The sequence below is a fragment of the Vibrio sp. 1F253 genome (genome assembly GCF_041439295.1).
Lineage (GTDB): Bacteria > Pseudomonadota > Gammaproteobacteria > Enterobacterales > Vibrionaceae > Vibrio > Vibrio tasmaniensis_A.
In genome coordinates, this window is sequence record NZ_JBGONU010000014.1 from 19,364 (window position 1) to 31,084 (window position 11,721).

At 44.3% G+C, this 11,721-nt stretch carries 9 protein-coding genes; 3 read left to right on the forward strand and 6 right to left on the reverse strand.

Annotated elements, in window-relative coordinates:
- Positions 1–249: 249 nt before the first annotated feature.
- Together ACED28_RS09250 and ACED28_RS09255 are read left to right on the forward strand one after the other, a co-directional pair.
- On the forward strand, positions 250–588 hold the full coding sequence (locus tag ACED28_RS09250; protein ID WP_009848715.1) for a Grx4 family monothiol glutaredoxin: 339 nt from the start codon (positions 250–252) through the stop codon (positions 586–588).
- A 99-nt stretch (positions 589–687) separates the two neighbouring features.
- Positions 688–1,317: a DsbA family protein gene (locus ACED28_RS09255; protein WP_009848714.1), complete on the forward strand. Its 630-nt coding sequence runs from the start codon at positions 688–690 to the stop codon at positions 1,315–1,317.
- Between the two features lie 42 nt (positions 1,318–1,359).
- Here the strand turns inward: ACED28_RS09255 and ACED28_RS09260 are convergent, their stop codons facing one another.
- The 4 genes from ACED28_RS09260 to rnt all read right to left on the reverse strand — a co-directional run bounded on the left by ACED28_RS09260 (position 1,360) and on the right by rnt (position 9,435).
- Positions 1,360–5,748 carry a transporter substrate-binding domain-containing protein gene (locus ACED28_RS09260; RefSeq protein WP_371709713.1) on the reverse strand — a complete coding sequence of 1,463 codons (4,389 nt, stop codon included), beginning with the start codon at positions 5,746–5,748 and terminating at the stop codon, positions 1,360–1,362.
- A gap of 46 nt (positions 5,749–5,794) precedes the next feature.
- Positions 5,795–7,138, reverse strand: a complete 1,344-nt coding sequence (locus ACED28_RS09265; protein ID WP_371709714.1) for a response regulator — start codon at positions 7,136–7,138, stop codon at positions 5,795–5,797.
- 261 nt (positions 7,139–7,399) lie between these two features.
- Positions 7,400–8,725 carry a Na+/H+ antiporter family protein gene (locus ACED28_RS09270; protein ID WP_012603527.1) on the reverse strand — a complete coding sequence of 442 codons (1,326 nt, stop codon included), beginning with the start codon at positions 8,723–8,725 and terminating at the stop codon, positions 7,400–7,402.
- 65 nt (positions 8,726–8,790) lie between these two features.
- Positions 8,791–9,435, reverse strand: a complete 645-nt coding sequence (rnt, locus tag ACED28_RS09275; RefSeq protein ID WP_029222960.1) for a ribonuclease T — start codon at positions 9,433–9,435, stop codon at positions 8,791–8,793.
- 188 nt (positions 9,436–9,623) lie between these two features.
- Between rnt and ACED28_RS09280 the strand changes: the two genes are divergently transcribed.
- The gene (locus ACED28_RS09280) at positions 9,624–10,505 is read left to right on the forward strand and encodes an OmpA family protein (RefSeq protein ID WP_371709715.1); all 882 of its coding nucleotides are present in this window, start codon (positions 9,624–9,626) and stop codon (positions 10,503–10,505) included.
- Between the two features lie 98 nt (positions 10,506–10,603).
- Here the strand turns inward: ACED28_RS09280 and ACED28_RS09285 are convergent, their stop codons facing one another.
- Together ACED28_RS09285 and gloA are read right to left on the reverse strand one after the other, a co-directional pair.
- Entirely contained in the window at positions 10,604–11,038 is a 435-nt protein-coding gene (locus ACED28_RS09285; RefSeq protein ID WP_012603530.1) for a DUF2753 domain-containing protein, read from the reverse strand.
- A gap of 189 nt (positions 11,039–11,227) precedes the next feature.
- Positions 11,228–11,644 carry a lactoylglutathione lyase gene (gene gloA / locus ACED28_RS09290; protein ID WP_004734046.1) on the reverse strand — a complete coding sequence of 139 codons (417 nt, stop codon included), beginning with the start codon at positions 11,642–11,644 and terminating at the stop codon, positions 11,228–11,230.
- Between the last annotated feature and the right edge of the window lie 77 nt (positions 11,645–11,721).

Consider the following 11,721-nt stretch of genomic DNA (forward strand, 5'->3'; position numbering starts at 1 on the left):
TGAAAGAGTTAACTCTTTCGATTGCTTCCAGTGATATTATTATTCATGGCTCGCTATATTGCCAACCACGGTCAATTTGCTGACTTGCGATATAGTTTAGCAAGTTTTTACTTTATTAAAAGCTTAATTCATCACTTTTGTGTGAATTGTTAGCTTAACTGGTTAACCTCTTTTTTTATATGGTTTTTATTCTTTTGGTTTGGGGTAGAATAAAGGCAATGAAAGCCGTAATCCATTAACGAGGAAGCAATGGAAACTATCGATAAAATCAAACAGCAAATTGAAGAAAACACTATTCTACTGTACATGAAAGGTTCTCCTAAGCTACCTAGCTGTGGTTTCTCTTCTCAAGCGTCTCAAGCGCTAATGGCATGTGGTGAAAAATTTGCTTACGTAGATATCCTACAAAACCCTGATATCCGTGCAGAGCTTCCAGCTTACGCACAATGGCCAACGTTCCCACAACTTTGGGTTGAAGGTGAGCTAATCGGTGGTTGTGATATCATTCTTGAGATGTTCCAAAAGGGTGAGCTTCAGCCAATCGTTAAAGAAGCCGCTGCTAAAGTAGCTGGCGACGACGCTGAGTAAGCTTTAGGCCTTGGTGCTTAAATATTGAATGGAAGGGGCCTTAATTAGGCTCCTTTTTTCGTTTGAATGGTTCAACAAAGACTCGATAAGGAATGAACAATGAACGTAAAACTTCATTATGTGCATGATCCAATGTGCAGCTGGTGTTGGGGCTACAAGCCAACGCTTGAGTTATTAAAACAACAATTGCCAGCGAGCATTGAGTTTAGCTACGTAGTCGGTGGTTTGGCTCCGGATTCTGAAGAGCCGATGTCAGAAGAGATGAAAGGCAAGCTTCAAGCGATTTGGAAGCAGATTGAAGCTAAGCTGGGTACGGAATTTAATCATGAGTTTTGGACTGAATGCCAACCAGTTCGCAGCACTTACCCAGCGTGTCGTGCAGTGATCGCTGCTGGCTTTCAAGATCACTACGAAGCAATGCTTGAAGCGATCCAACACGCTTACTACCTTCGTGCGATGCTGCCTCATAGCCAAGAAACGCATTTGCAGTTAGCTCAAGAGCTAGGGATGAATGTACAACAGTTTGAAAATGACCTTTCTAGTAAGCTATTGGAAAGCGAGTTAGATGACCAGTTAGGTTTTAAAGAAGCGATGGGTGTGCATTCTTACCCAACCTTAATGCTTGAGGTAAACGGTATCTTTAGCGAAGTTGAATTGGATTACCATTCAACTGAAGCGACGCTCAAGTCTATTCGCGAAATTCTAGTGAATAACGCTCCCGCTGTATAATCCAGCGAGAGCTGTCTGTATTGACGCAATAACCTCTAAGGCTTACTCATAAGAGTAAGCCTTTTCTTTTGTCTGACGTAGTTGGTTTATCTCCTCTGTAAACCGTTCGAATGTGTTAGTTGCTTCCGAGATTGATGCTTCAATTTCTGATTCGACTTGATCTAATTCTGTGGCTTCGGTTACTAGGCCGTTTGCTTGTGCTTCAATGATTGCGAGCGGAGAAGCCATCGCGTCACATGCCACCATTTTAGCGGCACCTTTGAGTCGGTGTGATGTGGTTTTTAGTCCCTTATATTCCTTATTAGCCCACTGCGCTTTTATCTGTTCATTATCTGCAATAAAACTTGCGGCAAACTCGTCGAGTAAGGTCATCACCACATCGTGATCTTCAAATAGATCGTAGAGTGCGGTGTAGTCGATGATGGGGCTATTGGTCTCGTTGGGTGAATCTTGAGGGACAGTGGGGTCAACATCTTCGATTGTCTCTGAGTTGTTATTTTCTGCCGATTCCGCAAAGCTCTGTTCAATGCCTTGGAACAGCATCGAAAACTCATTGGTTTCTTGAGCTGCAGGTAAAGCGTTTGACGAAGAGCTTGTGTCCTGATTTTGCGAGTCTGGCTTTTCTGCATCAGAAATATCGGCTTCAAGCGTCGGATCTAAATCGTGGATTGCGGGTAGCCATTTTTCAATGGTCAGCTTCATTTGCTTAATGGAAACAGGTTTAACTAGGAAATCATCCATGCCGTGTGCATAACAGTTGGCATCTTCACCCTGAACCGCATTCGCCGTCAACGCGACGATAGGCAACTTTTGAGTTTCTTGATTTAGTTCTTCATTGCGTTGTTCTATCTGACGAATGCTTGAGGCAAGCGTGTAACCGTCCATCTCCGGCATATGGCAATCGGTGAGAAGCAAACCATAACGTTTATTTTTTAAAGCATTCAGCGCTAGCACTCCGTTATCGAAAATATCAGCGTGGACACCAATACTCTCGAGCTGCTTGGCGATGACTTGCTGATTGATCGGGTGGTCTTCCGCAACAAGAATCAGTCGGCCATTACTCTCGGCTTGTTCGCGAGTCTCGATGGCGATAGGCGCTTTGGTTTCGTTGTCTAATGATGAGATTAGATTGTTGTGACTGACGGGTTTCGTTAAAACATGAACAAGGTTATCGGGCAGCAGCGGATTCACCGATAAGCACCAAGAGTTACCTAAAGGCTCTGGTGAGAGCATTGGGTTTTGGTTGATTACGGTGAAGCGTGTTGAACCCGTATGCTGCTGAATCCAAGCATCGCTAATCGCCAGTTGTTGCCAAACCGACATCGCGACAAAGATGTGTTTGGGCTGATGTTTGACGACCATCTCTTTGAGTAGGTGCTTTTGATTAATGTGCAGAACTTTTGGTTCAAGATCGAAGTGTTTCAGATATCGACACAGCTCTTCTTGTTGCAGAACGTAGCCGACGACGTATACCTCGTTTGAGTGATTACCGACATCTAGCTCAATAGAATTCTCACCCTCTGAAGGAAAAATCAGCGTTTGTCGTAGAGCCAAAGCGTTGCTTACTGCATGTTCAGGAGTACAAGTTGGGAGGGTAACGGTAACCGTAAAGTGGCTGCCTTTTCCTTCTTCACTCGACAGTTCTATGTTGCCATCCATCTGTTCTATCAATTTCAAAGCGATAGACAGTCCAAGCCCTGTGCCACCAAAACGGCGGCTAGTGGTTTTGTCGACTTGTTCAAAAGGTTGGAACAAGCTTTGTTGTCTGTCTTTCGGGATGCCGATGCCCGTGTCGGAAACCGTGAGGCTAACTTTCTGCTGATGTTCGTTCTGTTCAATCACATCAATATGCAATGAAATAGTGCCATGTTCGGTGAACTTAATCGCATTGTTAAGGAAATTGTTTAGAATCTGATGGAGTCGTATATCGTCTGCAAACAACCACTGAGCGAGGTTTGGGTCTTGCCAATAGTGGAAGGCTAAGCCTTTTTGCTGTGCATGAATGGATTGCGGTTGCACGATACGGGCAAGTACTTTGCCGAGCTCAATTTCGGTCGGGTTAAGATCCAATTTTCCGGTTTCAATCTTGGAGTAATCGAGTACGTCATTAACGATGTGCAGTAAGTTCCGAGCCGACTGATTCAATCCACCGTGTAAGTTCAGTAACTCTTCACTCAGCTGATGTTCCTGCATTAATTCCAACAGCCCTAAGATCCCACTAATCGGGGTGCGAACCTCGTGGCTAATGGTCGCTAAGAATTGCGACTTTGCAGCCGTTGCACTTTCTGCTTTTTGGCGTGCGTTGTCTAAAGCTTGCTGTTGTTTTTTTAGTAGGGTGATGTCTGTTATCACCGTATTCCACTCAATGGTTTTGCTGTTCGATACTTGGCTATTAAATTTCACCCATTTAGTTTGACCTGATTCTAACTGCATTCGCTGTTCATTTTCCCAATGCCCGGTTTCAATAGCTTCGAGCATACTGGTTTCAAACTGGGGCAAGTCATCCTCTGAGATCAGATTAAACAGGTGTTGAGGGTGCTCTTTTACGTTATCCACGGATAAGCCGAACATATCGCTTACACCTGCACTGACAAAGCTAAACCGGATATCTAAAGGCTGTCGAGGGTGCGTTTGAATATGTTTAAGCACGACCCCATCAATGTTGTCGGCCAGCGTTTGCAAATGGGCTTCTGCTGCTTTTGCTCTCTGCTCGGCGATCTTTCGCTGCTCGATTTCAGCCGCCATTTTTCGGTTCCAAAATACGATCACGAAAATGACCACAAAGATTCCAAGCCCGATGATCACCGACCATTTAGCGACTTCGCGTGGTGATAAGCCTTCTTGGTATTCATAGGTTAACCATTTGCTTTCCAAGCGCTCTAATTCATTGGCAGGCAGTGCTCCAATGGTTTTGTTGAGAATACTCAACAGCATGGGATGGCGGAAGTTCACTGCGAGAGCTAGTGGTGCGCTGTTTTGCTCATTAATGGTGCCAGTGATTTTGAATTGCCCTACATAGTCTTGATGCAATAAAGGTGCAGCATGATGAAGTGAAGCAAGCGCGAAACTGATGTCGTCTTTCTGTAATGCTTGGAAAGCGCTGACGTGATTGATGTAAGGGACGGCTAGGCAAGTAAGGCAGAGAGAAGGCAGAACTGTTGAGCCTCCAGAATTTTCAATCACACCAACAGCTTCGGTGCCACTTGGCGCAAAGTTGCCTAAGCGATCAGAGCGACTCAATAACACCCAAGGTTCAAAACTGTAAGCTTGAGTGAAGTCCATGTATCGGGCTTTATCTGTGGTTGGTGTGATGTTGGTTAGCACCATTGTCTCACCATTATTGAACGCGACCTCGGCCGCTTCTGGTGTTAGGTAAGTGGTACTTTCGAATGACACGCCAAGCACATTACTTATTAGGTTTAAGATGTCAGCAGATAAGCCTGAGTGTTGCTGTTGCTCATTGGTAAAGTCGTAAGGGTACCAATTGGAGTGTGTGCCTACGGGGATGGAAGGGTTGCTGTCGAGCCAGTTCTTTTCATCTTGGGTTAAATTCAATGTTCCATAGTTCAGCAGCATCGAATGTTGCGACGGAGCAAGCCATTGATTATAAATAGATTGCAGTGAGCCTTCCTTAATGTCCTGTAAAGCGAAATTGATTCGGCTAAGCAATCTGTGCTTTCCTTTTTTGACCGCGAAGTGCAAGTGGTCAGCTGGAAGGTCAGGAAGAACTGATAGTGTGAGTGAGTCTCGAGGCTGTTCTCGTAATAACGCAGAAAGTGCAAGCGCATCGCCAATGTACGCATCCACGCTATCCTCCTGAATTGCCGTGAATGCCGCTTGCGTACTGTCTAATGTTGTAATTTGACTATCAGGAAGCAGGCTAGGAAGCAGATCATTGAGCGCAAACCCTTTCTCCAATGCTAGGTTGGCGGTTGCCAACGCACCTAAATCGTTTATTTTTCTATTTTGGGTCATCACCGCTCGTCTTATGGAAAACATCGGCTCACTAAAAGTCATGTAATTATGGCGCTCCTTGGTCGAAGAGACACCGACTAGCAGATCTAATTCACCTCTTTCGAATGCACTCAGTACATCACTAAATGTTGAATACAACTTAATCTGATATTGGAAACCTGCATTTACCGCTACCTGATCCAACATACTGATGAGTAGCCCTTCAGAAACAGTGTTGCCTGAGGGAGTCTTATGTTGATAGCTGTAGGGGACCATGTCGTAAGAAGGTAGGCCAACCCGCAATATGACTTGGTCACTCGATGAGTTCTCTGTTTTGTTTGCTAAGGAGCTAGCGGGTGATGTGTTCCCTGGTGGGGTGTTTTCGGCAAAGGTGAGCAGTGGCCACATCAACAGTGAAAGACAACTCAATAAAAAGGCGACACACCACGTTTTCGTTTTTGAAGCGCTGTTTTGCATAAAGACATCCTGTCGTTTGCTTGCTGATTTTAGAGTATCGCCATGCTTAACTAACGGCAGCCAAAGGGGCTTTAGTTAGTGTGGGGAGTGAAAAATTATCAGCTTGCTGCAATGCCATACGTTGAAGTAGAGCAAGGTTCGTGTGATCCGCTTTTAAATGAACGTCAATTTGGCGCTTTATTTGAACGACTTTGTCTTGTAATCCTAAGGCTTGATAACACAGCGCCAACAAGAAGAACGCGTCGACATCATTGCCTGAAAACTCGTTTATCGAAATACTCTCAATGCACTCTGTCGCAACCTCATGTTGATCGAGTTGAATCAGTTGTAAGGTACGACAAAGCTTTAGAAGCGGCTTGCTCAATGCGTAAGACTTTTCAGAGTGAGAAAGCCTCTGCCAAGTCGCTTCAGGTTTCCAAAGTGTTAGTTCTTCGTGGGTGAGCGCCAAACTATCCGCCCATAAGATGAGTGCTCGCTTACCTGTAGAATCCCAAATTGAGTGAGGAATGAGTTGTGCGAGAGATTTGAGATGTTGGGTCGCTTGTGTGACATTTTTATCTAGCAACTGCAGCCAGACCATGGTGTTGGTTAACTCAATATTACTGCTGTTCACGGTGAGTACTTGGTCAATCAGTTCGCTCGCTGATTCGAAATCACTGGTATTGAGACAGATCTTGACCTTAAGTTGCTGAAGTTTGATATTGCGCGGGTTGCTTTCTATTAGGCCATCGATTTGACGGAGTGCGTCGTGATAGTGCTGCTTAAGGATATGTATTTCAATGAGCTTAACTTTAGCGGGCAGGTAATCATGGAGCTGCAATAGCCCATTCAACATGGCTTGTGCGTCATCGAGTTGTTGGTTTTTTATCAGAATATTCGCCATATAAATAATGGCATCTTTCAGTGTCGACGGATCAGGGGCTTTGCCAAAGAGTGGCTTTACCGCATTGAGGCCATTCTTTAAAAAGGCCTGCTCTAATGTCGAAAAGTATTGCTGCCGAGAGAGTGCGGATGTGACTCTTTTTATGATGTCATCTGCACGTATTAGCTTAATCAAATAACCATCAGGTTCTAAGTTAGCATAACCAAAGAAGGTATCTTGGCTGTCATTGCCTGTGACGATAAAGACGATCGTTTGTGGCCGGATTAATTCTTTTTGCTGCAAGAACTCAAGCAACTGCAAGCCATTGCTTCCTGAGCCTAAATCGTGGTCAATTAATAAGATGTCGAATCGATGTGCGCGACAAGCCTCAATCGCGTTTTGTGCATTGGATGCGCTAATCACATTGTTGTTAGGCACGCCTAACTTGATAAGTAGTGCGCGGGTAGCACTTTGAATGACGCTGCTGTCATCAACGATGAGGTAGCGCGATCGGGCGAGTATATCCATATAGTAGCCTTCTGACGTATTGAGCCTTGCCACTTTGTCGTCTATGAATTAGCGGCTTATTTATTAAACACTTAAGTGTAGGAGTGAATTCAATGAATAGCCACAAGTTGCACATCAATACGTACGGGATAATGTATAGGGAGTGATGTTGGTTCAGAAGGTTAGCGTGTTTCTAAAGTTAGAAATAAAAGGGGCAAGAGACTAAATACAAAAAAGACCGCACGAGGCGGTCTTTATAAAAGTTAGCGTAGGACTCTTTAACTACAGAACCATAGCTGCAATCCAACCGAATACGATCAGTGGGATGTTGTAGTGTAGGAACGTCGGTACTACGGTTTCCCATACGTGCTCGTGTTGACCATCAGCATTAAGACCCGATGTTGGACCTAAGGTTGAGTCAGAAGCTGGAGAGCCAGCATCACCAAGCGCTGCCGCTGTACCTACTAGAGCGATCGTTGCCATAGGTGAGAAACCAAATGCTGCTGCTAGTGGAACGTAGATAGTTGCAAGAATTGGAATCGTAGAGAACGAAGAACCAATACCCATAGTTACCAATAGACCAACAATTAGCATAAGCAGTGCCGCTAGAGGCTTGTTGTCACCGATGCTGGTTGAAAGCGCTTCAACCAAAGATTCAACGCCACCAGTTTGCTTCATTACCGCTGCAAAACCTGCCGCTGCAATCATGATGAAACCGATCATTGCCATCATGTGAACGCCCTTAGTGAAGACATCGTGTGTCTCTTTCCAAGCGATTACACCACCGAAGGTGAATACCATGAAACCAGCCAAAGCACCGATGATCATAGAACCTGTCGATAGTTGAACCGTTAGTGCAGCAACAATACCCGCAGCAGCCACTAGGATGTGCTTCTTGTTGATCTCTTTCACTTCGGTTGAAACAACAGTATGAGACGTTTCTTTGTATTGACGTGGCTTACGGTAAGTAAAGAATACTGCCGTAAGAAGACCGAAGATCATACCAGCTGCCGGTAACAACATCGCCATTGGTACTTGGCTTGCTACTACGTTTTCAAGACCGTTGTCGTGAAGGTTTTTAAGCAAGATGTTGTTTAGGAAGATGCCACCAAAACCGATAGGTAGAACCATATACGGAGTAATCAGGCCAAAAGTAAGTACACACGCAACCAGACGACGGTCTAGGTTCATTTTTGCGAATACGCCTAATAGAGGTGGGATTAAAATTGGGATGAAGGCGATATGCACAGGAATCACGTTTTGCGAAGACATGGTCACTAAGATCAAAGACGCAAGGATGCCATATTTTAGACCATTAGATGCCGCACTGTTCTCTTTGCCGTGAATGCGCTTAATGACGCTTTGAGCAAGTAGATCTGTGATACCAGAACGAGAGATAGCAACAGCAAAGGTACCAAGCATTGCGTAGCTAAGTGCGATAGTTGCACCGCCACCTAATCCACTTTCGAACGCTGCTACAGCATCGTTCACACTCATACCAGAGGCTACGCCACCGATAATTGCGCTGAACGTGAGAGCCACGACAACGTTTACGCGCATCAAAGCTAAAACAAGCATGATGCAAACTGAAATTACAACAGGATTCATATTATTCTCGGGATGTTGTGTTTTTTATGAAGGCAATACAAGTGAACGTTTACCGACTCTATTTGTTATTCTTCGTCAACAAGAGGCCAACCACCAAGGGCTTTCCATTTGTTTACTATGCCGCAAAATAACTCTGTGGTTTTTTGCGTATCATACAAAGCAGAGTGTGCTTCTTTGTTGTCAAATTCCATCCCCGCAGTGCGGCAAGCTTTAGCCAAAACGGTTTGACCGTAGGCAAGACCACTAAGGGCTGCAGTGTCAAAAGTTGCAAATGGATGGAAAGGGACGCGTTTAAGCTTACAACGCTCACTTGCTGCATTAACGAAGTTTAAATCGAACGTAGCATTGTGAGCGACCATGATTGCGCGACTGCAATCTGAAGCTTTTTGTTCTTTTCTCACCAGCTTGTAGATTTCTTTAAGGGCTTCTTGTTCCGACACAGCACCACGTAATGGGCTAAATGGGTCTTTAATTCCGTTAAAGTCTAATGCTGCCTGCTCTATATTTGCGCCTTCAAAAGGCTCAATGTGAAAATGAAGCGTTGATGCAGGGTGCAGATCTCCGTTCTCATCCATTCTTAGTGTAATGGCACAGATTTCTAATAATGCATCGGTTTCAGCGTTAAACCCTGCGGTTTCCACGTCGATGACCACTGGGAAATAGCCACGAAAGCGTTTTTTAAGGGTCAGAGCTTCGTTTTCTACAGTCATGTTAGCCCAAATATGTGTGATTAAGGCAGCATTATTGCAGATAATAGCAGTGATAAAAACTAGGGAAGGGCAATAAATCATAAATTAGCCGACCTATTTCGGCTTGATAATTGCATATTCAAACGTGATGGAAAAATGCGGCAATTGGCTGCATTGTTAAACGAATTGCTTAAGAGATACTCCACTTTATGAAGAAACAACTCATAACAGGTTCAATGCTATTTTCGCTACTTATGTCGTCATCGGTATTGGCACAAGCAAAGCGTTACGGAGCATCTCCTCTACAGTCGACGTGGGAGATGGTGGCTAACACGCCACTAGAATGTCGCTTGGTTCACCCTATCCCCAACTTCGGTGATGCTGAGTTTTCATCTCGCGCGAGTAAAAAAATCATTTTGGATTTTGAGCTTAAAATGCGTCGCCCAATGGGTGCGACACGCAATGTAAGCTTGATCTCTATGCCGCCAGCTTGGCGTCCGGGCGAAAGTGCTGACCGCATGACGACCATTAAGTTCTTCCAACAATTTGATGGCTATGTTGGTGGTCAAACCGCTTGGGGTATTTTGAGTGAGTTGGAGAAAGGGCGTTACCCGGCATTCAGCTATCAAGAGTGGCAGAGCCGAGATCAGCGAATCGAAGTTGCACTATCATCGGTATTATTCCAAGAGAAGTACAATGTGTTCAGTGATTGTATCGCCAACTTATTGCCTTACAGCTTCGAAGATATCTCTTTTACTATCTTGCACTACGATCGTAACAGCGATCAGTTGAATAAGTCTTCACGTAAGAGACTCAGCCAGATTGCCGACTATGTTCGCTATAACCAAGACATCGACCTTGTGCTGGTGGCTACATACACCGATTCCGTCGATAGCAAAGGTATTAGCCAGAATCTTTCAGAGCGCAGAGCGGAATCATTAAGAGAGTACTTTAAATCTCTAGGCTTGCCAGAAGACCGTATTCAAGTACAAGGTTATGGTAAGCGTCGTCCAATTGCTGACAACAACTCGCCAATTGGTAAAGACAAAAACCGACGTGTTGTTATCTCTTTAGGTCGCACACAGGTTTAAGCTGAACAATAGCTCGTTTTGAAATGACAAAGCCCGTCTTCACTGATGACGGGCTTTTTTATATTTTAAATTTGAGTCGTTGTTTAAACGTAATTTTTTTAGTTCAAGCGGAAGCGGGCGATCATTTCACAGTTGGTCGCGGTATCGATCTTTTCCACCATAGAAGCAATTTTAGGGTTGGGATGGCGTTTCATGAAATCGATAAGGGCTTTCTTACAGCAACCAATTGAGTCAATGAAGCTTGAACATTGCGTATTGGGACATTGCGGGATCAGTGTCAGTACTTTTTCTGAAGCCAATTGGAGATACTTGAGTTCATATTCAGTATCGCCGGCCCATCGCCAAAACTGAGCAAGGTTGTGACAAGAAATCACAGAGATAAGTAAGCGCTCGTCCGCTTGGATATCGGTACGTTCAGTAATTTTTTCGCTTAAACTCAATGCTTGCTGATAGTGAAGAATACTTTGTACAGGATCGTCGAGCTGCAATGCCGTATCGGCAAGTAACGTGTGTTTTTCCCATTCGCTAATCATTGTGTTACCTCACTAATCAATAGGGGACTTAATTTAAATGATAATTATTATCATGTAAAGTTTCATCAGTGAGAATGTTGTAATAATTAGTAAAGAATATCGATTATTAATAGAGCTACAAAAAAAGCGAGCTTTATGCTCGCTTATAGTGTTTATTCCATAGCCAAATATTGCAGAGGCTACGAAGGGTTAACCTTCTAGACCAGCACTTGCTTGTTTGTTCTGAATAAGCTCAATCATGTAGCCGTCAGGATCTTTAACGAATGCGATGTGAGTAGAGCCGCCTTTTACAGGGCCCGCTTCACGTGTCACATTACCGCCTGCTGCTTTAATCGCGTCACACGTTGTGTAGATGTCATCAACACCGATAGCAACGTGACCAAAAGCTGAGCCAAGGTCATATTCAGTCGTGCCCCAGTTGTAAGTCAGCTCAATCACAGCACCTTGAGATTCGTCACCAAAGCCAACGAAAGCCAGTGTGTATTCGTACTCTTTATTCTCGTTCTTACGTAATAGCTGCATGCCCATTACATTGGTGTAGAACTCGATAGACTTGTCTAGATCACCAACGCGTAGCATGGTGTGTAAAATACGGCCGTTTGACATGATTTGCTCCTAGCTTTAATTATGTATACGTTTTTGTAATTCTGTTTTATGCCGCTAGAAAAATGCGGCATTGTTTA

Excerpts from the sequence above, each read along its gene's own strand:
- ACED28_RS09260 (WP_371709713.1), bottom strand. The coding sequence starts at position 5,748 with ATGCAAAACAGCGCTTCAAAAACGAAAACGTGGTGTGTCGCCTTTTTA.
- ACED28_RS09280 (WP_371709715.1), top strand. The coding sequence starts at position 9,624 with ATGAAGAAACAACTCATAACAGGTTCAATGCTATTTTCGCTACTTATG.
- gloA (WP_004734046.1), bottom strand. The coding sequence starts at position 11,644 with ATGTCAAACGGCCGTATTTTACACACCATGCTACGCGTTGGTGATCTA.
- ACED28_RS09265 (WP_371709714.1), bottom strand. The coding sequence starts at position 7,138 with ATGGATATACTCGCCCGATCGCGCTACCTCATCGTTGATGACAGCAGC.
- ACED28_RS09270 (WP_012603527.1), bottom strand. The coding sequence starts at position 8,725 with ATGAATCCTGTTGTAATTTCAGTTTGCATCATGCTTGTTTTAGCTTTG.
- ACED28_RS09250 (WP_009848715.1), top strand. The coding sequence starts at position 250 with ATGGAAACTATCGATAAAATCAAACAGCAAATTGAAGAAAACACTATT.
- ACED28_RS09255 (WP_009848714.1), top strand. The coding sequence starts at position 688 with ATGAACGTAAAACTTCATTATGTGCATGATCCAATGTGCAGCTGGTGT.
- ACED28_RS09285 (WP_012603530.1), bottom strand. The coding sequence starts at position 11,038 with ATGATTAGCGAATGGGAAAAACACACGTTACTTGCCGATACGGCATTG.
- rnt (WP_029222960.1), bottom strand. The coding sequence starts at position 9,435 with ATGACTGTAGAAAACGAAGCTCTGACCCTTAAAAAACGCTTTCGTGGC.